Origin of the sequence: Hyalangium minutum, from assembly GCF_000737315.1 — a bacterium.
Classification (GTDB): Bacteria; Myxococcota; Myxococcia; order Myxococcales; family Myxococcaceae; genus Hyalangium; species Hyalangium minutum.
Genome location: NZ_JMCB01000004.1, coordinates 59803 through 81773, shown reverse-complemented (window position 1 = coordinate 81773; position 21971 = coordinate 59803). Strand labels below are relative to the sequence as shown.

Genomic DNA, 21971 nt, shown 5'->3' with positions numbered 1-21971 from the left:
CACCACATGAGCCAGGTTCGCTATCAACCGCTGGGCCCTCTGCTGTCGGGCGAGGGTTCTCGGGCCTTCTTGGGGTTGGCCCTCGAAGAGGGCGCTGCTCCAACTCCCGTGGTGCTCATCTGGGCGCCGCAGGAAGTGGCTCAGGATCCCGAGCTGATCGACAAGCTGCGAAGAGAGACGAACCGCGCGGTCGTCTTCGATCACCCTCACATCCTGAAAGTGCATGGCCTGACGCAGCTGGATCAGGGCCTGGCGCGCGTCACCGAGTACGCCGACGGCGAGACTTTGCGCCGGGTGATGGAGGTGACGCCGAAGATTCCGCCCCCGCTCGCCGCGAAGATCGTGGCGGACGCGGCCGTGGGCATCCACTACGCGCACATGGCCGGCAACGATGACGGTACGCCGCTGGTGCACGGAGACGTGCGTCCGGAGACTCTGATCATCTCGTTCACGGGCGTGTGCAAGGTGACGGGCTACGGCGCGCTGGGTGTGGCGCCTCGCGAGCGCGGGGGCCGCCGTGTGCGCAACCGGCGCAAGTACAGCGCTCCCGAGCAGCTGCTCGGCGGCCGCGATGCCGTCAATGTGCAGACGGACGTCTTCCTGCTGGGGCTCACGCTGTACGAGCTGCTCACGGGGAAGATCCCCTTCAAGGACGCGAAGGACGCGGACACGGCGACGCTGACGGAGGCGCTGCCCTCGCTGCCGCTGAATGTCCCGCGCGGGCTGGATGCGGTGGTGCACAAGGCCACTGCCAAGCGCGCCAATGAGCGCTACCCCTCGGCGCTCGCCCTGCGCGAGGCCATTGTCGAGGCCATGGGCGACCTGCCGCCTCAGGACGTCTTGATGACGTTCATGAACCGGCTCTTCCCGGTGAACGACGAGGCCCGCTCGGCGCGGAGCAAGGTGCTCGAGTTCGGGATCGCGGAGGCGATCAAGCACTCGGGTGCGTTGAAGCCCGCGACGGGCTCCGCGCCCACCGTGGCTCCTGCCGCTCCGGCCCCGGCGCCGGTGGCCAAGGCTCCGTCGCAGCCTCCGGCCAGCACGCCCAAGCCACAAGCCCCGGCCGCGCCTCCTCCGGCTGGGAACTCCGCGACTGCGCGTCCCGCGACGCCTCCCGCCACCCCCTCCGCGCCGCCGGCTCCTGCCGCGGTGCCCCCACCTGCCGCAGCGTCCGCTCCCACGCCTCAGCCGCCCGTGGCTGCGCCGGCTGGACCCGTGGCGCCCGTGCCACCACCTCCGGCGGCGAAGGGCTCCGGCTCGCGATTCCCGGTAGTGGCCGTGATCGCATCGCTGATGCTGATCTCGGTGGCGGCGGCCGTGGTCGTCGCGCGAGACAGGATCCCGCTGAACATCCCGGGCCTGGGAGATCTGCTGAACGCCGATCCCTCGCAGATCGTGCCCCCTTCCACGGACCCGATGGCGTTCGCGGATGGCGGCGTGCCCGCGGATGCGGGAGTGCCTGAGCTGGGTGCTGACGGAGGCACGGATGGCGGCGTGGATGCCGGGGTCGAGCCCACGCTGGAGCTGATCGTGGACCCGCGCGTGGACGCCTTCCTCCCGGATGGTGGACCGCTGGGGCGCACTCCGGTGATCGCGCCTCTGACGCCGGGACGGTACCTGCTGTCGCTGAGCAACTCGGCACTGGGCATCCAGACCTCGCGCACGGTGACCGTGGGGCCCGAGGGCCGCACCACCGTCCGCATCTACCTGAACAAGGGCTTCGTCAACGTGCATGCCCCCGAGGGCGCCGTGGTTCAGGTGGACGGGCGCAACGTGGGCAAGGCCCCCGTGGAAGAGCTGGATCTCTACGAGGGCGCGCACCGGCTCGTGGTCATCGTGAACGGCGCGCGCTGGCAGAAGTCCTTCGTGGTCGAACCCACCCAGCGCGTGAACTTCAGCGTCGACTTCGAGGACCAGGAAGAAGGCGAGTAGCGGCGCCGGTCAGCCCCTCCCGGCGGCACTGCTTACAAACGGGTCTGACAACCAGACCGGTCCGGACAGGGCGCCTCCGGGGAGCCCCTCCCCCGCGCTGCGCAACAACTGGTCTGACAGCCAGACCAGTTCGGGCAAAGCACGGCCGGAGGACGCTCACCCCACCCGCTCCGCGCCAACCTGTCTGACAGCCAGACCGGTCTGGACAGAGTGTGCCCAGGGGCACCCGTCCCACCTTTCCGTGGCCCAACCTGTCCAACAACCAGACCGGTTCGGATAAGGCGCGGCCGGAGAGGACCGTTTCGCTGGCTCAGGCGCTCTTGCGGCGCCGGATCATGGCCTCGTACGAGCGGGCCACGCTCTGCGCCAGGATGAGCAGCTCGCCCACATCGGGCGTGGTGAGCTGGTCTGGACCGTTGTCAAGGTACAGCAGGTGGACGACCTTGCCCCGCACGAGCAGCGGGAGGATCACGGACGTCTTCGGGAACGGCGGCTCCGGCCGCTTGTCCGCGCCGAGCAGCCGGTAGAAGACGTTCATCGCCGTGTCCCGGCGGACCGGCCCGATGTAGTGCGAGCGCGTGTCCCGCACCAGCCGGAAGGTGTTGCCCTCGCGCAGCGCCACGCCAATGCGGCGGATCGCGGCGTCCCGGACGCCTCGGCCCATGCCGTGCCAGCCCGTCACCAGGCTGCCCTGCACCGACAGCAGCAGGCACCGCCGCCACCGGCCCACGGCATAGCGCAGCACCGTCGTCGCCACGTCCTCGCGGTCCGAGCTCTGCGAGAGCTGTGCCTGGGCCTCCGCGAAGTTGAGCGGCTTCGGAGGCGGCGGCTTGGCCGAGAGCGCGGCAGGACGCCGAGTCACCGTCTTCCCTGGCGCGGCGACACCCGGCTTCGCAGGCGCGGCGACACCCGGGCTGGCCGCGACGGGCGGAGCCTTGGCCTGAGTGGGGACAGGAGGAATCGTGGGCCGAGCCACGGGCGGAACGATCGGCGCCACGGGAGGCAGCGCTCCCACCGGCGGCGCGGCGCGCGGCGCGGCAGCGTCCGAGGGAACCGGGATGAAGGCCGCTGTGGGGCGGCGCGCGGGCGTCTCCGCGGGCGTGGGAACGTGCGCTGGGATGAACGGGATGTCCGGCACGGGAGGCGAAGGCTCCGAGGGCACGGGCCGGAACGGCGCCACGGGAGAGGCCACGGGAGGAGCCACCGGAGCGGCCACAGGGGGCGCCACCGGAGGCATCGGGTAGTCCGGAACCGGGGGCTTGCTCGGGGCAGGTGCCGGCTCCAGTGAAGGCATGACGGCCGGGAGCGTCCACATGGGAAGCGTCGGCCGCTCGGGCGGAGCGGGCGGCAGCGACGCGTACACCTCTTCGGGTGCCGCAGGCGCGGGCGCGGGCTCCTCCAGTACCTCTCCGGTGATGACCTCTTCCTCTTCGGCGACAACCTCCTCGCCGGTGATGACCTCCTCTTCCTCCTCGAGCAGCTCGTTGATGAATTCGGAGCGAGCGCCGCCCGTGAGCGCCTGGGCGTAGACGGACTGGAACTCATCCTCGCTGATGAGCTCCGCCGTCTTATTGGCCTTGGCCTGAGCGCCCGCCGCCGCCTCCTGCGCCGCCTTGGGCGGCCGGATGGCGTTCATGTCGATGGCTCGCAGCGGCCGGAACGCCTTGCAGTAGCGGCGCAGCAACTGGTTCATCCGGAACTCGGGGATGACCACGGGCACCACCCGCTTGCCCGTCTTGAACGCCAACGCATCCAGCGTCGCGAAGTCCCGGGGGTTGATGACCGCCAGGCTCAGCCGCGTCGCGTCCGCCCGCATGGGCAGGTAGTCCTTGTTGTCCGCGTCGTTGAGGTCCACCAGGGCCAGCGCCTGGGCATCCGGGGTCATCGTCCCCGAGGAGTGCGCACACCCGTGCAGCTGCCCCAGCATGCGCGCCAGGTCCTTCTCCGAGATGAACCCGAGCTCCAGCAGGTTCGTCCCCAGGCGCCCGCCATGGACGACCTGCGCCTCCAGGGCCTCCTCCAGGGCCTGGGGCGTGATGAGCTTCTCTTGGATGAGCAGTTCCCCAAGGCGCATGTGGCTCGCTTGATACCTAGGGGGTCCGCCTTTCGCAAGGCGACCCCTGACGGTTGTACCCGGTCAGTCCTCCGGGTGATGGCTGAGGGCCACCCGGTTGCCCTCCGGGTCCCGGACGTACACGGTCCAGCGCGTCTCGTGCTCCAGGGGCACCCCCGCGCGGAGGAGCGCCTCCACCGTCACCCCCCGGGAGGCCCGGGGGATGCGGAAGGCCAGCAGCAGGTAGCCGGGCCGCTCGTGGCGGAAGGGAAGTGGCTCGGGCTCCCCGGACACGGCCTCGATGGCCAGAAACCCACCTCCGGGGACACCTACCCAGATGCTCCGCAGGGAGCCGTCCGGGCGGTGGTGCCGGGTCAGCTCCGGGAGCCCTAACAGGTCCCGGTAGAAGGCGGTCACCCGCTCCACATCTCTCGCCTGAATGGCCACATGGTGGAAGCCCTGAACGTCCATGAGCTGAATGGTATGGTGGCAGGCCCCCATGGCGCGACTGCTCATCGTCGAAGACAACCACGAACTCGCCTCCCTGATGGTGGCGGCCGCCCAGAGCCGAGGCCACTCGGCCCAGGCCGTCCACACGGGGGAGGAAGCGCTCGTGCTGCTCCGCCCCCGTGCCTACGACGCGGCCGTGGTGGACCTGCTCCTGCCGGACATGCGCGGCTCCGAGCTGCTCACCGCCCTCATCCCCCACGGCATCCCCGCCATCGCCATCAGCGGCGTGTTCAAGGGGGACAAGCTCGCCCGGGAGGCCACCAGCGTCTACGGGGCTCGGGACTTCTTCTCCAAGCCCTTCAAGCTGGACGACCTGCTGGACGCCCTCGAGCAGAAGTGCGGCCTGCCTCGGACAATAGCCCCGCCCCCTCCCCCGCCCGAGGCCCAGGAGGAAGAGGAGTCCATCCTCGAGCTCATGGAGCTGCTCCCGGAGGATGAGGACAAGGGCGAGCCCCCGCCCGAGCGCCCGAAGGAGAGCCTGCTCCCAGCCGCGGCATTGTCCCCGCCCCCTCCCCCGCGCGAGGTCACCGACAACGAGGTGACCCAGCCTCACGCGACCGCCCTGCCTCCGGACGCCTTCCTCCCTGAAGAGGAGGAGGAGGAGCAGTCCAGCCACCGTGTCGCCCTCCCCACGCTGGGCCCTGACGAGGCGCTCCTGGCCGAGCTGGCCGAGGCCGCCTCCTCGACTCAGGGTGAGCCCCAGTCCCCCGCTGCCAGCGAGCCCCCGGTGGCTTCGGCGTCCCCGGAGCCAGCCGCTGCGCCCGAGCCCACGTCCGCACCCGAGCCCGAGTCCGCACCCGAGCCCGAGCCAGCCCCCGCCGAGCCGGAGGTCCTGCCGTTCGGTGAGCGCGAGAAGGTGTGGGCCAAGCAGAAGGGCCAGGAGGCCCCGGCCCCAGCCCGCGCGGGCCGCCGCGCCCTGCCGGAGTGGACGCTCGAGGGAGAGATCAAGGAGGCCACGATCCCTCGGCTCCTGAACGCGTACTACGAGACGCGCCACCACGGGGAGCTGAAGCTCAAGCAGGGACAGGTCCTCAAGGTCGTCTACTTCGAAGCGGGCCAGCCCGTGTACGCCGCCTCCAACCTCGCCAACGAGCGCTTCGCCCGCTTCTGCGCGCGCCGGGGCTTGCTCTCCGACAGCGATCTGCAGGCCGTGGCGGCGCTCTCGAAGGAGGAGGGCGTGCGCACCGGGGAGGCGATGATGCGCCTGGGGCTCCTGGACGCGGACAAGCGCCGTCAGCTCGTCGAGGAGCAGGTGAAGGAGATCATCTGGTCCACCTTCGCGTGGAGCTCGGGGGGCTATGGCTTCAGCTCCATGCGGCTGCAGCGCACGGGGCTGGTGAAGCTGTCCATCTTCCCGGGCGATCTCATCCTCGAGGGCGTGCTCAAGCTGGAGACGCTGGTGTCCCTGCGGCAGAAGATGCCGCGCCCGCGCCGGCTGTCACCCACGGCCGCTCCGCCCTACGCCCTGCACGAGCTGAAGCTGACAGGCCCCCAGGCGATGCTGCTGGCCTACGCGGACGGCTCCAAGACGGTCGAGGATCTGCTCACGCTCACGGATCTCTCGGAGCGCGAGACGCTCGCCACGCTGCACGGCCTGGAGCTGATGGGCATCCTCCAGGAGCGGCGCGAGGAGTCCAGCAGCAAGCGCCGCATCTCCTTCGGGCTCTGAGGCTGCGGGCTCCGAGGCCGGAGCCCTCGATCAACGTCCCCGCCGGCTGCGCAACGCCGCAGCCAGACTCGCGAGCCCGAACGCGGCCAGCCCCGAGCCCCCACCCGAGCATCCACACCCCTCGACGGGAGGCTCCTCCAGCGGGCGCGAGAGGGAGACCTTGCGCAGGAAGGACTGGCCCTCGAAGCGGGCGCTCTCGAGCAGCCGCGGGCGCACCACGTAGGTGAGCTGGCCCAAGCTGCCGCCCTCCAGCACGAGCCCCTTCATCTTGAGCACGTCCCCGTCCAGCTCGGCCTCCACGGGTGTGCCGTTGAAGCGCGCGCTGCCAGGCTGGTAGTCCATGCCCTCGAGGCGCTCCCAGTGCTCCACCTCGCTCACGCCGCACGCCGTGGTGTTGCGCAACTCCACGGACACGCCCACGAGCCCCGTGTCGGTGCCCGTGCCCCGCTCGGTGCGGCGCTGCAGCTCGACGAAGGGCTCCACGGTGATGGGAATCTCCTGATCCAGCGAGGTCTCCTGCATCGTCCGGGCGCGCATGCGCATCACCACCTGCTGGCCGATGAGCGCCCCGAAGTCCGCTTCCTGCGTGGCTACATCGATCCGCTGGCCGGTGAAGGAGGCCTCCGTGAGCGCGGGTCCGCCCACCTGCTCCCAGGACACCGGCAGCTCCGCGCACGGCGCCAGGGGACGCTGCTCCAGCGTGCCGGTGGCCGGCTGGCCACACTGGGCCGTCAAGTGCGGAGCCTCCATGGGCTCCAGCGTCACCCTCTCAACGGGAGGCACGGAGATGTCCTCACGCACCACCACCGACTGCGGTCCACCCGGCAGCACCCCAGAGCCCGAGTTCTTTCCAGCCAGCAGCTCGCCCTCGAGCTGGTAGGTGGCTCCGAAGCACGCCTCTCCCAGCGTGAACTGCCAGGGCCCCGGCACGGGAACCGTCGCCTCGCGGATCACCATGCCCCCCTGCTTCAAGGTCAGGCGCGCCTGAAGCCGCTCCGTGCGCTGGTCGAGGCACTGGATCCCCGTCACGCCCGCGATGCCGGCCACGGACTCCGCGGTCGTGAGGGTCGGGGTGAGCGTCACCGTGCCCTCGGAGACCGGGTTCAAGTGGCTCTGCACCTTCACGAGCACCCGAGACACGGCGCTGGCAGGCCCCGGCGCCCCGGCCGTGAAGTGCTGCACGTCGATGGAGAACTCGGCGTCGATGCACTCGTCCGCTTCAATGCCGAGCTCCGGCGTCACGACTCTGGAGCCCGTGATGCGCGTGCCGTCCTGGGTCACCAGCCGGACTCCTGGGGGAGGCGGCTGACCGTCCGCGAGCTCCCACACGGTCTCTACGCCCGGGAAGCCGTTGCTCCCCTCGCAGGGGTGGACGGGTGCAGCGGGCCTCAGCCACACGGGCCCACTCGCCGTGTCCCCCGCGACCACCGTCACCTGCGTGTTGGGCGCGAGCGGCGGGCTCGGGGCCCCCCACGGCAACACCTGGAGGGTGAGGTCGGTAGGCTGGGACACCAACCCGCCCTCGTCGACGGCCTCCACGAGGTAGCGGTGGGTCTCACCCAGCGGATTGCACAAAATCTGGGGCGAGTCGAAGACCGCGGTCGACTTGTCCGCTCCGCTCAGCTCGAGCGGGGGAGCGCCCGGAGACAGCGGCGTCCACCGGTACTCGCGGATGACGCACCCGGCGTTCGTCTGGCTGGCCTTGAAGGTCCGACGCCCACTGCCCGCCGGAATGGGGCCCGGCTGCTCCTGCGGCGTGATCACGGGCGCATTGGGCTGGAGGGTGTGCTGCACCTGGAGCAGATAGTTCCGGACCACCGCGTGACCATCCAGGCCGTCGGTCGCGGTGATCGTGAGCGGCTGGGAAATGGTCGCGCAGACGGCGCCCGCGGTGATCGCCAGGTCCACGCCTCCACCCACCACCGTCGGCGTCATGGTGAGGCCCGGGAGCGACACGCTGCTCGGCGACACCTCCAGCCGGACCGGATCCCCATCCGAGTCCGGGGCGCTCACGTTGACGGTGCGGCTCGTGCGCTCGGGCAGGATGAACGGCTCGGCCTGCCCCGTCCCCACCATGAGCTGCGGAGGCGCGTCATTGATGTAGACGAAGACGTTGCCCGTATTGGCGGTGGTCTGCGCGACGACGCACAGCTTCGCGCCCTGGCACTCCAGGTACCTCGGGCTGAGCAACGAGGACAATGCGGGTACCGGCGTGCTCGCCACCCACTGGGTCCCAATGTCCTGGGGCCGAGTTGTCGGCACCGTCCTCAACAGGGCGACACCGCCCGAGCGCCGGACCGTGGCCATGCCGAAGCCATCGCCGTGCTGAGCCCCCACTCCGGTGTTCACATCCAGGGCCGTGACCAGGCCCGGGCCCCCAGGCAGGGGGACCTCCCCGAAGGAGACATTCGCACCGGGGCCGCGGCTCAGCTCCCCTCGGTAGAGCCCATTGTTCCAGCCGAGCAGGGCCGTGGGATCGGCGCGCCCCGTGGGGAACAAGTCGATGGTCTGTACCTCCTTGGGCGGGAAGCTTCCATCGTTGAGGGGGGTGATCGGGGTGCCAGCGGGGGAACCATCGATCAACCAGTGCAGGTTCACGTCGCGCAGGAAGCTCACCGCAGCCAGCGCATGCTCCGCAGCTCCGTGGTGCGCCACCCCCAAGGCCATCGCCGTTCCCGAAAACAGTTGATACGAGCGCCAGGGCCTCGCCTCGAAGCTGCCGGGAGGCCCGAAAGCGACCCGTGCGGCACCGAGGTCAGGCTCCTGGACCAACGCGTAGAAGGCCCCTGTCTCGGTGGCCTTCACCTTGGGACCCGCGAGCCGGTTATCACCGAGCACGTTGTCCGCGCCGGCACAGTTCGCCGGAGACACCACGGAATCGTTGCTCACGAAGCTGGCAAAACATCCATTGCCCGTGAGGTAGGTGCCTGTGGAGGGGCCTGTGGAGAGGCTCGCGAGCGTCCCCCCATCCGTGCTGTACAGATAGGCCCCCGTGCTGGTCGACACGGAGAAGCGCGTGTCGTCCCACACCTCCACGTCATTCGGAGTGCCGGGGACGTCCTTCACTGTCCAGCTGGCGCTGGCCGTGGTGGCCACCGTCAGCAGCAGGCCCGCCATCAAGGCGAGCCTCACCCGAGGCCTCCACTCAGTAGGCGATCTCTGCTCGGAGGTAGAGCCGGTTCGACTCATCCGTCGTCTCTCCAGACAGCCCGAGGCCGCTGAAACCCAACACCGTGTAGCCTGCGGCGAACCGCAGGCCTTCGTCCACCCGATACCCCACCTCGGCCCGTAGCGAGCTCAGCGCGCCACCGTCACTCGCCGCTGTCCGCCGTGCGACCTCCACCGCCGTTTCCAGACCCCCGACCACCCGCACGGAGGGCCGCAACGTCCCCGTCACGCCCCAGGCCGCCGTGCCGCCCAGGCTCGAGCGCCCCGCGTGCACCCCGGCCGCCACCGCCAGCCGATCTCCGAGCCGGACCGCCGGCAACAACGAGAGGACCTGCAAGGCCCGATCGCCGAAGGCGCCCCGCTCCCCCGGGAGCAGCTCGCGGGTGACACTGTAGCGCGCCACGAGGAGGAACGGGCCGGGCCTCCATGCCGCGCCGGCCGACCCCTCCAGCAGCCGTTCCTCCAGCTGTTCCCCACCCACAGTGCGAGCGAAGTTCACGCGCCCGGAGAGGCTCAGGTCCTCGCGCAGCAGCGCCTCGGCGGCGAGCGCCACCACCGCCTGCACCCGATCCACCGGCACCTGTGCCCCGCGCACGGGCGTGCCCCGCTCGCGGCGCAGCTCCGCCCGGCCGTCCACGCGGAAGCGCTCGCGCACGAGCTGCCCGAACAGCCCACCGCTGTCCCGCGTCAGCGAAGAGGGCAGATCCAGCGGGTGGCGGACGCCGCGCTCGTAGCGGCCCCCCACCTGGAGCCCGCCGAAGAGGGCCTGCTGGAAGCCCACCGCACGGGCCTGCCGCACCGCGTTCGCATCGTGCGCGCTGACGTCCTCCACGAAGACGCTCGTCCCATCGTCCAGCTCGGTCCGAGCCCCCATGACGGCGCGGCCCGCCCCGAAGTCCGGACCGTCCACGTCCGCCGAGTAGCCGCCATAGAAGACCTCGGGCCCGCGGCGCACGGCGGCGTTCGCCCAGACTTGCGGGCCCAGCTCCGGCCCCCAGCCGCCGCGGACGCCCACGGTGGTGTCCTCGTCCAGCTGCACGTCCACGCCCGCCGAAGCAAACGAGTCATCCACACTGCCCAACCCCGCGCCGCGCATCAGGAGCGCTTGCCGATGCCCCGCCGTGAGCACCACGCGCTCGTGCACGCGCAAACGCCCCTGGAGGCCCACCGAGGTCCGTCCACCCTCCAGCGCGATCCCCTCCCCTGCCAGCTCGGAGGCGCGGAGCCACGCGTCCCTCAGCTCCAGACGGACGCTCCAGTCCTCGCGCTCGTACGCGGCGCCCAGACCCAGTGTGCGCGCGGAGATGGAGGTGGAAGCAAACGGCAAGCGCGGATCCGCGGTGGTCCGATCATCCCCGAGCAGCGTGAGGCGGAAAGCCCCCACCGGCTGCGAGGCGCGCAGGGAGAGCTGCCGGAAGAGCGCGGTCTCGGTGTGCGCGCCATCGGAGAAGCCACGGTCCCGCCACCGGAACGCCGCGTCCACCGAGCCGCCTCCAAGCGGCCCTGGGCCATGCACCCGGACACCGAGCGCGTCGCCGCCTGTGGCCAGGTCCCTCGTGGGCCGCAGGTACGTGATTCCGCCGTCGTCCGAGACACCGAACACCTCGGGCGAGATGGCCAGCCCGGAGCTGCGAGCCGCCTCGGCCTCCAGCGTGTAGCCCGCCAGCTTGCTCCGCGCCCGCCCAGAGAAGAGCCCATAAGGAGCCCCCGCGCGGCGCTCGCGCACTCCAGAGAGAGACACGCGCGAACCACCCCACTCCGCCCAAGCCTCGCCACCGGCCGAGTCCCGAGAGCCCGACAGCTCGAGCGCGGCGTAGTCGGCGACAAGCACGGGCTCGGGAGCCGCCGTCAGCGCATCGGTGCGCAGCCACGGGCCGCCCGCCAGGAACGACAGCGGCCGCGCCAGGAAGATGCGCCCCGCGAGGTAATCGATCTCGTAGTCCTTGCCGCGCACCAGGTGCTGCTCGGCCAGGGGCAGTCCGGTGAGCCCGTCCCGCAGCTCCACGCGCAGCAACTCGGAGCCCTCCGCGATGGCCGTCGCGCCCAGGAAGTAGAGGCTGCCGCCAGTGGCCCGCAGCTCCTCGTGGGCGGGCTTGGAGGACAGGCCCCGCACGGGATCCGAGAGGCTGCCCGCGAACGCGTTCACGCCCACGCGGACGGGGCCCGCCTCCGTCCTCAGCTCCGCGAAGGGTCCAAAGAGAGGCTGGTAGTAGCGGCCCACCTCGCCCTCGGCCATGAGGGCCCGGTATGTCCCGAGGCCCGCGCGCCCGAACGCCTCATGCCGGGCCTCCAGGCGCAGACGGCCCTCGGAGGCGTTGGGCGCCAGGGAAACGGAGTTATCTCCCCACTCGTTGATGGCCCGCTCCGGGTCCAGGCTGCGCTCGAAGCGCTCGGGTAAGCGGGGCCGCAGCCAGGACGACGCATCCCGAGAGTGGAGCGCCCGGAAGTCCGTGTCGCGCAGGTCCACCTCACCGAGCAGCTGAAGCTGACCCAGCTGGGCCTCCACATGGGCCGCGCCACGCCCGTGGAGCTGGAAGTCCCCCTCGCCGAGCGAGTATGCGCCCTCGAGATCCAGTAACCCCACGGCGAAGGGCCGTGCTGCGGCGACGATCTCCAGCGTCTCCTTCCGGGCCGCCTCACCCGGCCGCTCCAGCTCGAGAGCCACCGTGTTCCGCCCGGGCGTGAGGGTCACCGGCACTTCGGCCTCACCCTGGGGCCCCACCGTTACCTCACCTTGAGGCGAGCGCACGCGCGTTCCCTTGGGAGCCTCCACGCGCAGAGAGGCCATGCCGCTGGGCACCTCCTCTTCGGGCCCGGCCGGCAGCCGCAGCACGCCCTGAGGCTCGATGGCGCGGGGAGCGATGAGCCAACTGCCCTGCCGCCGTACGGCATCGACGCGCTGGCGGAAGAAGCGCGCTGTTCCGCCCGGCGAGGTCGCGGTGATGGAGAGCACGTTCTCTCCGGGCCCGAGCATCACGGTCGCGCGGTAGATTCCATCCGCGGACACCTCGGCCTCGGTGTCCGCAACGCGCACGCGATCGCCCGGCGAGGCCTGCCCCGTCACGACGAAGGCGAGGCCCTCATCTCGGATCTCCGCCTGGGGAGGGGCCTCGGCGGGCGGGGGTGCCAGAGCCCTCACGGACTCCACGCGGACGCGGATCGCGAAGTCCTGCAGCACCACGGCGCCCCAGGGCACCTCCACCGTGACGGCCTCGGGGCTCGGCCTGCTCCCGGGCGGCAAGGTACGCGGATCCACGCGCAGGCGGTGGCGCCCCGGCCGCAGGTGCACGCCGCCCGTCCGGTCTGGGGTGCGCGAGTCCACGCCCGTGAGGTGGTAGCGCCCCTGCGCATCCGTCCGCACCTCGCTGCCCGTGGCGAGCACCAGCCGCACCCCGGCCAGGCCCGGCTCGTCCGGAGCGCAGCGCCCATCTCCATCGCGATCGTCACACACGCGCCCGGCCACCGTGGACGAGAGCGCCGGTGGATCCTCCACCCCGCCCTGCGCCCGGACGGTCCAGGGCAGGAGCACGACGCCGAGCATGCAGGCGATCCACCTCACGGCTTCACCTCGGCCACAGCCGTCATCCCCGTCTGCACATCCGCCACGGACACGCTGACCCGCCCGGGCCGGGCGCCTGCGACGGTGAACCGGATCTTCCCGTCACGGAGCTTCTCCACCGCCTCCTGGCGTCCGGAAGAGAGCGCCACATGCAGGGGGCGCTGAGGGAGCACGTTCCCGCGGAGATCCTCCGCCCAGTACGTCACCCGAGAGCCCTCCACCTGGAGCCGCACGTTCACGGGGATGAAGGCCTCGATGCTCACCTTCTTCTCCACGGGAGCGGGCACCAGCGGGAGGTCCTGCGGATACACCGGGCCGCTGGAGCCCAGCACATGAATCACCTTGCGCAGCCCGGGCCAGATGCCGTGGACGACCTCGACCCGGCCGGGGCGCAGCAGGCCCAGGCTCACCGTGCCATCCGCTCCCGTCTCGCGCTGCTCACCGCCCACCTTCAACGGCTGCGCGGGGATGGGCAGGCCGGCCAGATCCGACACGCCTACGAACAGCTCTCCGTCCCGGACCCACGCACTGAGGCGAGCGGGCTCGCTGCCAACGGGGCCAAACGCGCGCACCTGTACGACGCCCTCCCCGCCCGGCCCCTCGGCGGGCAGTGTCCACGTGCCTCGGAACGTTCCCGGGCGCTCTTCCTTCAGCGGAGAGGCTGTCCCCTCGGGAACGCTGAGCACCACCTGGGCACCCGGGCGGCGCCGGCCGAAGGCATCCTCCACCTCGACGGCCAGCGGCACCTCGGCGCCGTGGTGCACGAGCGGCTCGGCCATGGACACGGAGACCTTCTCCACCGGCCCCTGGACCAGCTGGAGCGTCAGCTCCTCCCGAGAGTTCGAGCCGCCCTGGGGCCACGCCGCCAGGATGCGCTCGGGCTCCGTGGGGAGCTCCCGAGGCGCCGTGTAGATCCACTCGAGCAGACCGCCCTCGGCGCGCTGGGGCCCTCGCAGCGTTCCGTAGCGCGGCTTCGCGGTGACGCGGGCATCCGGCATGAGCCGGCCCAGCCGATCACTCGCCGCGCACAGCAGCCGCGCGCGCGAGGCCCCATCCGCGGGCAGCCGCGTTGGGTTGAGCACGCAGGCCAGGCCATCCGTGGGAGGCACGCCGAGATCGATGGGCGTGCGCCGGACGTTGCCCGCCCTGTCCACCACGCGCCCCTGTCCGAACGGAAACCCAGGAGGGACGATCACCGGGAGCTGGAAGCTCCCATCCCTGCCGGCCTGCGCCGGGCCATACGTCTTCCCGGCGATGGTGATGGAGATCTGCGCATCCGGCTCCGTCTCGCCCGGCAGATCCACGGCCGCCGCCAGCGGGACGAGCATCTTCCCGAACGCGCCATAGATGGACTGCGGGTGCGGCCATGCCGAGAGCGCCACGAGGACGGCCACCTCCGGGTAGCTCGTGGAGGGCAGCACGTAGCGGGCGCGGTACGTGCCGGGCCCCGTCCTCGAGAGCGCCTCCACGCGGCCCACGTTCGAGCGCACCACGGGCGGCGCACCGGAATCATCCGGCGTCCCATCCGGCCGCAGCAGCCGCACGGTGAGGGTGGCTTCCTTGTCCCGTCCCTTCACGGGAGTGGCGGGCTCGAGCGCCAAGGTGACAGCGGAGACCGGAGGGCCAATGGCATACCGCGCTTCGGCCTGCAGCGAGCCGGAGCGAGCGTGCAGCACCACGGTCCGAGCGCCCGGCTGGGGCTGGACGAGGAAGGTGCTCAGCGGCGGCTGCGGAGCTCCAGCGCGAACCTCAGCGCCCTCGGCGGACAGCACCGGGGCCTCCAGAGAAGCAGGGGCCCCCACCGCGTCGCGCCGCACGAGCGCCACGGCAAAGCCCTCCGGCGGCACGGCCTCGGAAGGCCCGAGGATTTCGAGCGTATCCGCCAGCGCTGCCGGAGCGAGCAGTAGGAGCAGGACTGGAGCAAGCCGGTTCAGATTGTCTCCGACTCTACAATCCCCTCCGGAATCCCAGAAATCCTATCTCGCAGGGCGGGAACTCGGCTGGCAGCGCCGAGGCGTCATGCGCTTCAGGGATTCGGATTGGGTGAAGTCTGACCCCCTGCGTTATTCCAGGGGATCTTCACCTTGAACTTGGGAGCCTGGGTGTCGACGTGGAACTTCTGGCTCGCCTCCTCCTGGTTGCCGCCCACGGAGGAGACCTTGAGCTTCACGTCGTTCTCCCCTTCCTTCAGGGACACGGTGCGAGTGAAGACGCCGTCCTGGCCCGGAGAGAACGTCTGTCCGCCGATCTCCAGGCGGGTGCCGGGCTCGGCCTCGCCCTGAACGATGATCTCGCGCTTGTTCTGCCGCGCCGAGGGCCACTGCACCTTGCGCAGCAGGCTGGAGGGAATGTTCACCGGCTCGGAGGGGCCGCTGGAGCCCGGCCGCACCACGGACTGCTGGCCGGCGCGGACGATGACGATCTTCCCGTTGCCCTGGAAGGTGACCTCACCCGCCTGCGTGCCGACGGCGACGGTGCCCGCGCCGTTGTTGCTCATGGCGAACTTGCCTGCGGTGGTGGTCGCCACGGCATCACTGCCCGTGGCGCGCATCACCAAGGTGTGCCGGACGCCCGAGTGCACCTCGGCGGTCGCCATACCGTTGACGAGCAGGAACCGGGTCGCGGTGGCGGAGATCTCCTCCATCGACATCTCGGAGCTGGGCTCCACTGTCACGTCCGCGGCGTCGCCACGGAGAGACGCCGTCCCGCCGTCCTTGGTGCGCAGCACCTCTGAAGGGAGCAGCTTGCGGCCGGGCTTCACCGGCTCCCACGTGCCGTCCGCGCGCCGGACCTCGACGTCACCCTTCACATCGGTGATCGTCAGTTCCTGGGGCTTCTCCGGAGCCTTCTGCTCGACGACCGCGGGCGGCGGTGGCGGCGGCGGAGGCGCCACGGGAGGCGGCGGAGGCTGGTGGAGAAACACGAAGTACCCCAGCGGCAGCGCCGCGAGGATCAGGACGAGCCCGAGGATGAAGGGCGCCTGGCGCCTGGGGGGAGAATTTCCAGCCATTGTGTTGTCGCAAGGCTACCGCACGCGCGGGCGAGGCTCACGCCTTCGTCAGCCACACGGTGAAGCACGATCCCTTGCCCACCTCGCTCCGCATGTCGATGGTGCCGCCGGCTTCACTCACGATCCGGTAGGCCACCGACAGCCCGAGCCCCACATTGGACCACACATCCTTGGTGGTGAAGAAGGGCTCGAAGACGCGGTGGCGGTGCTCGGGGAGGATGCCCTTGCCGGTGTCCTCGACTTCGATGAAGCCCTTGCCGTCGCGCTCGCCCGTCCGGAGGGTGAGGACCTTGGAGCCCGTCTTCAGCATGGCGGTGCGGGCGTTGGACACGAGGGCCAGCACCACCTGGGTGGACTGCGCGGGGTCCGCCTTCACGCGCACGGGAGGCGCCAGCTCCATCTGGAGGGAGACGCCCTCTCCCTTCATCTGGCTCTCGGTGAGGCTGAGCGCCTCGCGCACCACGTTGTTCAGGTCCACGGCACGCAGGTCCGCGCGGGCGCGCTGCTGGGAGAAGCGCAGGAGGTTCTGGGTGATCTCCTTGCAGCGCTTGGCGCTCTGCTCGATCTTCCGCAGCGTGTCCATGTCATCGTCGCTGTCGTTGCGGCTCATGAGCATGAGCTGCACGTAGCCGAGGATGCCGGCCAGCGGGTTGTTGAGCTCGTGGGCCACGCCGGCGCCCAACTGGCCCACGGCGGCCAGCTTCTGCGCCTCGAGCAACTGAACCTGGGCGGCCTTCAACTCGGCCGTGGCCTCATCCACCTTGGCGCGCAGATCATCGTTCCAGCGCATGAGCCGAGCGCGGGCCGCCTCCAGCTCGGCGCCCATGATGTTGAAGGTGGAGGCCAGGGCGCTGATCTCGTCATCGCCATCCACCTTCACGCGCCGATCCAGCTCGCCGCGCCCCAGGGCCTCGACGGCGGAGGAGACCTGGGAGAGCCGGGCGGTGATGCGGCGGGTGAAGAGCGCGCCCAGGGCCAACAGCACCGCGAACGAGCCGCCAATGGAGCCCAGCACCGTGTGGCGCATGGTGCGGACGGGGGCCAGGGCCACGGCCTCGTCCACGGAGACCACCACGTCGAAGTCCAGCGCCCGCGGCACCCGTGCCGCGCTCACTCGGAGCGAGGGCTGCTCCACCTGGAAGCTGCGGACCATCTCTCCCGCGGCGGCGGTCCGCTGGGCCTGGACAGCGGCCTCCAGCATGGCGAGCCGCCGCTCGGGCTCGGAGCTCACCAGGATGCGCCCGGTGCTATCCACCAGATCCAACCGGCCCACGCTGTCCTTGGCCTTGTGCGCCAGCACGTCTTCCAGGTCCTTCAGGACGATCTCGGCCAGGGCGAACGAGGCATTCTCGCCAGCGCCCAGCTTGATGGCCACGGCGACGGCGGAATGCCCGCTGAGGGCGTGGGCGTAGACGCGGCCCAGGGCCGCCTGGCCCTTGTCTCCATGCTTCAGCGTCTGCACGGGCACGGACTGCGAGAGCGTCTCCAGGGAGGCCTCGGCGAAGCCCGGGTGGCCATTGGACTCCTGGGTGTAGAACACGGGCTGGCCCAGGGGCTTGCCGGCGGAGTCCAGCCGCATCACCGCGCTCACGGCGTTGGACTGGCGGAAGATCAGGGTCAGCGCGCCACGGGCCTCATCATCATTGAGACCGTCCCACTCGAGGGACTCGGCCACCAGCGCCATGGCATCCACGGTCTTCATGAGCGTGCTGCCCACGCTCTCGGCGGAGGCCTCGGCCAGCGCGCGTTGCTCGCTGGAGATGCGCCGGACGAGCTCCGCCTCGGAGCTCGACAAAAGGTAGAAGCCCACCACCGCGAGGGGCAGGACGGTGGCTGCCAGCATGAAGAGGATCAGCTGCTGGTAGAGCTTCATCCGGTGACGGTCCGGGTCTCCCGCTCGCGGTCGCTGCGCAGGTAGATGGAGCCTTGAATGGCCTTGGCGCGCTTCTTCATGTCCGCGGCGCGCCGCGCCAGTTCCGCGTGATCCAGGGCCACACCGTCGCTCATCACCGCCACGATGGAGACACTCATGATGGGGAACTTCCGCTTCTCTCCGAACCGGTCCTCGGCCTCGATGTGGCCGCGCTCGCGGTCCTGCCGATCATAATAGAGCGGGATGATGCGGTCGAACGCTTCGATGGCGCGCTGGCAGATGCGGTCCACGGACTCGGGGGCGACGATGAAGACGAAGTCATCGCCCGCCACGTGGCCCAGGAAGTCTCCGGGCACGCCCTCCTGCGCGAAGATGTCCCGCAGCAGGTCGCCCGTCTGACGCACGACACCATCGGCCTTCGCGAAGCCGTAGTAGTCGTTGTAGGCCTTGAGGTTGTCGAGATCGAGGTAGCAGAAGGCGAAGGGCTTGCGGGCCATGAGGCGGCGCTGCACCTCGCGCTCGATGGCATTGGAGCCCGGCAGCTGCGTGGTGGGCGAGGCCGACAGCTCCTGCTCCTTGCGGCGCAGCACGCTCTCCACGCGAGCGCCCAGTTCCAGGGCATCGAAGGGCTTGGTGATGTAGTCGTCGCCGCCCAGCTTGAGGGCGCGGATCTTCGAGGCCGTCTCCGCGCGGGCCGACAGGAAGATGACGGAGATGTGGCCGCTGGCGCGCTCGGCCTTGATCTCCTCGATGAAGACGAAGCCGTCGCCGTCCGGCAGCGTCACGTCCAGGAGGACGACGTCCGGGCGGCGCTCGCGGAGAATCTTCCGGGCCTCCTCGAGCGAGCCGACCACCGTCACTTCAAACCCGAGGCTGGCGAGCACCTCGCCGCAGATGCTGCCGATCTTCGCGTCGTCGTCCACGACGAGCACGCGGCCATGCTGCTGGCCGGTGCGGCCGCGCACCAGCGAGTCCACGGTGGCCAGGAGCTTGTCCACCATGAGGGGCCGCAACAGGAAGGCGTCCGCGCCCGAGCGGAACGCGCGCTGGCGCTCATCGAACGAGGAGTTCACGAGCAGCGGCGTGCGCCGGGTGTCGGGATCGTGCCGGAGGATCTCGGTGAGGCGCAGTCCGTCCACGTCGGGCAGGCGCACGGCCACGAGGACGGCGTCCGGGTGGTGGCGCCGAGCGGCTTGGATGCCCTCCTCGGCGGTGCTGGCGATGTGCACCGCATATCCGCGCCCGAGCAGCAGCGCCTTGATGATGTAGGCGAGCTCCACCTCGCCCTCGATGACGAGCACCCGGCCGCGCGAATCGAGCTTGCGGGCCTGATAAGGGATCTCGTTGGCGTCGGGACGGAGCAGCTCCTGGGGAGGCTCCACGGGGAGCACGGTGACGAAGCGCACGCCCTGGACGCTGGGCTCGCACCAGATGCGGCCACCGTGGGCCTCGACGATGTGGCGGCAGATGGCGAGCCCCAGGCCAGTGCCACGCACGGTGCGATTGGACGGGGTGCGGGCCTGCTCGAAGCGGTCGAAGATGCGCTCGAGGTTCTCGTCGGCGATGGGCTCGCCGCTGTTCCAGCAGGACAGCGACACGAAGCCCGGCAGGGACGAGGTGGCGCGCAGCTCCAGGGTGACTTCGCCGCCCTCGGGGGTGAACTTGGCCGCGTTGGTCAGCAGGTTGTTGAGCACCTGGTTGACGCGGTTGGGATCGGCCATGACGCGCAAGCCGTACTGGGGCAGCGCGGTGTTCACCTTCACCCGCCGCTCCTGGAAGGCGGGGCCGTACTTCTCGACGGCGCGGCGGACCAGCTCGTCGAGGTACGTCAGCTCGAAGTTCATCTGCAGCCGGCCCTTGGCGAACTTGGCCAGATCCAGCAGGTCATCCACCAGGGTGTTGAGCTTCTCGGTGGAGTCCTTGGCCATCGCCAGGTACTTCTGCTGCTTCTCGTTGATGGGGCCCGCGAGGAAGTTGAGCACCAGGTCCAGCGCGCCGGAGATGGACGTGAGCGGGGTGCGCAGCTCGTGGCTCACCATGGAGACGAACTCGTCCTTGCGCTCCTCGAGCACCTTCTGCTCGGTGACGTCGCGCAGCACCACGCAGACACCGCGCACGGTGCCGCGAGCGTCATTCACTGGGGTGACGGTGCACTGGATGTGGCGCTCGAACAGCTCGACCTCTTCTTCGAGCACCTGCGAGCCGCTGTACTCCCAGCCGCGAATGAGCTCGGAAGGCTCGAAACCCAGGCGCTCCTCCAACATGCGGCCGGTGAGCGTGCCCACGTCCTCGCCCAGGCGCAGCAGGCGCCGTGCGGCGGGGTTGATGACGACGATAGCGTCCGCCTCATCGGTGAGGAGCACGCCGTCGGCCATGGACTCGACCATGCGCTCGATGCGGCGGCGGGCCTCTTCCTCCACGGCGCGCAGGGACTGGATGGCGTCTGCGGTCTGGTTGGCCAGCGTGTCCAAGAGCACGCCATCGTCCTCGCTGAACGCCTGAGGGTTCTGAGAGAACAGCGACAGCATGCCCACGGGCTTGCCGCCGGCCACGAGGCTGACGGTGACCTGGCTCGGGTAGACGGCCGGAGCGCTGGAGTCCTGGGTGATGGTGCCAGTGACGCGGGTGGTGAGCCGGTCCTCGGGCAGGAGCTGGCCGGAGCTGCGGCGGTAGGCTCCGAGCATGGACTCTTTCACACCCAGCAGGGCCTTCTCGCCCACGGTTCCCAGACAACGCAGACGCAGGATGGCCGAGCGCGCGTCATCCGGGGCAATGAGCGCGGCGCCGCAGTCGTACGGCAGCACACGGGCCACGGCGCTGAGCACGCGGTCGATGATGGCCTCGTAGCTCGGCGGGTCCGAGGCACTGGCGCGGCTCACCTCGTAGAGGACGAAGAGGGCCTCGACGCGCTGGTGGAGCTGGCGCAGAAGCCGCTCCTTGTCGCGGCGCAGCTGCGTGTAGTCCACCGCGTTGCGCACGGTGATGAGGAGATCATTCACCTCCCAGGGCTTGGTGATGTAGCGGTAGACCTGGCCCTGGTTGATGGCGGCGATGATGTCTTCGGGGTCCGTGTAGCCGGTGAGCAGCAACGTGGTGACGTCGATGCCCTCGGCGCGGGAGGCCGACACGAGCTCGATGCCCGTCATCTCGGGCATGCGCTGGTCGGTGATGAGGACATCTACCGTCTGGGTCCGGAGGATGGACAGAGCCTCCTGACCGGAGGTGGCGGTGAGGACGCGGTACTGCCGCTGGAACATCCGGACGAGGATGTCCAGTACATCCGCCTCGTCATCGACGAGAAGCAGGGTGTGTCGTAGCTCGGACAAGACGGGAGAAATTGTACGCCCAGATCAGTGCGAAACCTCAAGTTCTCTCACAGAGCCCTGAAGGGAAGGAGGCAACCCGAAGGGTCGGCTCGCCTGCCTGCTCGAAACGATTGACTCTACACGCCTGTTCAGGGAGCATGGACACTGAAAGCCTGTTGCCCTGGTCCAAAGCGGCCAGGGCCCCCCACCGAGGGAGGGAGTGAGGCATGGAAGAGCTAACGGAGCGCCAGCGCGAGATTCTCACCTTCATCGTGAAGGAGACGGAGTCCCGAGGGTTTCCCCCCACCATCCGCGAGATTGGCGAGCAGATGGACATCCGCTCGACCAACGGGGTGAACGATCACCTCAAGGCGCTGGAGCGCAAGGGTTACCTGAACCGGGGCGAGCAGCAGAGCCGGTCGCTGGTGCCGACCAAGCGGGCGCGGATGCTACTGGGGCTGGGGGCGAAGAAGGACTCGGGGCTGGTGGACGTGCCGCTCTTGGGCAAGGTGGCGGCAGGCGCGCCGCTGCTGGCCCAGGAGAACATGGAGGACTCGGTCAAGATCGACAGCTTCCTCATTGGAGGCGCGGGCCGCGAGGTGTTCGCGCTTCGAGTGAAGGGCCAGTCGATGATCGAGGATGGCATCCACGACGGGGACTACCTGTTCGTGCGCAAGACGCCGGCGGCGCAGCCGGGGGACATCGTCGTGGCACTCATCGAGGATGAGGCGACGGTGAAGCGCTACTTCCCCGAGGGCGAGCGCATCCGGTTCCAGCCGGCGAACAAGGACATGCAGCCCATCTACGTGAACAAGGCGGACTTCCGCTCGACGATGCTGTTGGGGATCGTCGTGGGCGTGTACCGCAAGCTGCCCGGCGGGCGGAACTGACG

The 21971-nt window shown here is 70.2% G+C and carries 11 protein-coding genes; 3 read left to right on the top strand and 8 right to left on the bottom strand.

What is annotated here, in order from left to right; genetic code table 11:
* Window positions 1-6: 6 nt before the first annotated feature.
* Window positions 7-1932: a protein kinase domain-containing protein gene (locus tag DB31_RS11785; protein WP_044186494.1), complete on the top strand. Its 1926-nt coding sequence runs from the start codon at window positions 7-9 to the stop codon at window positions 1930-1932.
* 310 nt (window positions 1933-2242) lie between these two features.
* Here the strand turns inward: DB31_RS11785 and DB31_RS11780 are convergent, their stop codons facing one another.
* Together DB31_RS11780 and DB31_RS11775 are read right to left on the bottom strand one after the other, a co-directional pair.
* Window positions 2243-4006, bottom strand: coding sequence for a cyclic di-GMP-binding domain-containing protein, MshE-related (locus DB31_RS11780; RefSeq protein ID WP_044186492.1), 1764 nt, complete (start codon window positions 4004-4006; stop codon window positions 2243-2245).
* A gap of 63 nt (window positions 4007-4069) precedes the next feature.
* The gene (locus DB31_RS11775; RefSeq protein WP_205628504.1) at window positions 4070-4456 is read right to left on the bottom strand and encodes a VOC family protein; all 387 of its coding nucleotides are present in this window, start codon (window positions 4454-4456) and stop codon (window positions 4070-4072) included.
* Between the two features lie 28 nt (window positions 4457-4484).
* Here DB31_RS11775 and DB31_RS46455 point away from each other — a divergent pair, with 28 nt between their 5' ends.
* A complete protein-coding gene (locus DB31_RS46455) occupies window positions 4485-6164 on the top strand; it encodes a response regulator (RefSeq protein ID WP_044186487.1) in 1680 nt (559 codons plus the stop codon).
* 30 nt (window positions 6165-6194) lie between these two features.
* Here the strand turns inward: DB31_RS46455 and DB31_RS11765 are convergent, their stop codons facing one another.
* From DB31_RS11765 to DB31_RS11740, 6 genes are all read right to left on the bottom strand, one after another.
* Complete coding sequence (locus tag DB31_RS11765) at window positions 6195-9296, bottom strand: hypothetical protein (RefSeq protein ID WP_157231939.1); 3102 nt, start codon at window positions 9294-9296, stop codon at window positions 6195-6197.
* A gap of 13 nt (window positions 9297-9309) precedes the next feature.
* Window positions 9310-12891 carry a flagellar motor protein gene (locus DB31_RS11760; RefSeq protein WP_338034294.1) on the bottom strand — a complete coding sequence of 1194 codons (3582 nt, stop codon included), beginning with the start codon at window positions 12889-12891 and terminating at the stop codon, window positions 9310-9312.
* On the bottom strand, window positions 12888-14717 hold the full coding sequence (locus DB31_RS11755; RefSeq protein ID WP_420806688.1) for a hypothetical protein: 1830 nt from the start codon (window positions 14715-14717) through the stop codon (window positions 12888-12890). Before DB31_RS11755 ends, DB31_RS11760 begins: the two co-directional genes overlap by 4 nt.
* Before the next feature lie 200 nt (window positions 14718-14917).
* Entirely contained in the window at window positions 14918-15901 is a 984-nt protein-coding gene (locus DB31_RS11750; protein WP_044186477.1) for a FecR family protein, read from the bottom strand.
* Window positions 15902-15938: 37 nt separating this feature from the next.
* On the bottom strand, window positions 15939-17774 hold the full coding sequence (locus DB31_RS11745) for a sensor histidine kinase (protein WP_044186474.1): 1836 nt from the start codon (window positions 17772-17774) through the stop codon (window positions 15939-15941).
* Complete coding sequence (locus tag DB31_RS11740) at window positions 17771-21100, bottom strand: response regulator (RefSeq protein WP_044186471.1); 3330 nt, start codon at window positions 21098-21100, stop codon at window positions 17771-17773. Before DB31_RS11740 ends, DB31_RS11745 begins: the two co-directional genes overlap by 4 nt.
* A gap of 206 nt (window positions 21101-21306) precedes the next feature.
* Between DB31_RS11740 and lexA the strand changes: the two genes are divergently transcribed.
* The gene (gene lexA, locus DB31_RS11735; RefSeq protein ID WP_044186469.1) at window positions 21307-21969 is read left to right on the top strand and encodes a transcriptional repressor LexA; all 663 of its coding nucleotides are present in this window, start codon (window positions 21307-21309) and stop codon (window positions 21967-21969) included.
* Window positions 21970-21971: the final 2 nt, after the last annotated feature.